Source organism: Pseudomonas tremae, from assembly GCF_001401155.1.
GTDB lineage: Bacteria > Pseudomonadota > Gammaproteobacteria > Pseudomonadales > Pseudomonadaceae > Aquipseudomonas > Aquipseudomonas tremae.
This window is the reverse complement of record NZ_LJRO01000182.1, coordinates 1-243: the sequence shown is the minus strand read 5'-3', so window position 1 is coordinate 243 and position 243 is coordinate 1. Positions and strand designations below refer to the sequence as shown.

The 243-nt window shown below is 57.2% G+C and carries 2 pseudogenes; one reads left to right on the top strand and one right to left on the bottom strand.

Annotated features, from left to right (window positions below):
• A pseudogene (locus tag ALO43_RS31460) lies at nucleotides 1-129 on the top strand (hypothetical protein); the annotation flags it as partial.
• Between the two features lie 16 nt (nucleotides 130-145).
• On the opposite strand, the pseudogene ALO43_RS13135 reads toward ALO43_RS31460, so the two are convergent.
• Nucleotides 146-243, bottom strand: a pseudogene (locus tag ALO43_RS13135) (SOS-induced cell division inhibitor SulA); the annotation flags it as partial.

Below are 243 nucleotides of genomic sequence, written 5' to 3'. Positions count from 1 at the left end.
GCCAAAGCGTTCATGCAAGGTCAGCATGTTGAAGTCGCCAAGGCCATGTTGAGTGTGGGCGTACAGATGGCTGGCCGTCTGGCTGAGGGCGAAGTCGAGAAGGATGACGTGCCCCACGTCCTGCACTGATCGGCGACCGGGCTTTTTAGCCCAGCCGGATGTTCAGGCTCTGTGCTTCCCCGATTTTTGCAGCACTGATCAATTGCTGACGCGCTGCGGTGCCACTGTCTCTTATACACATCT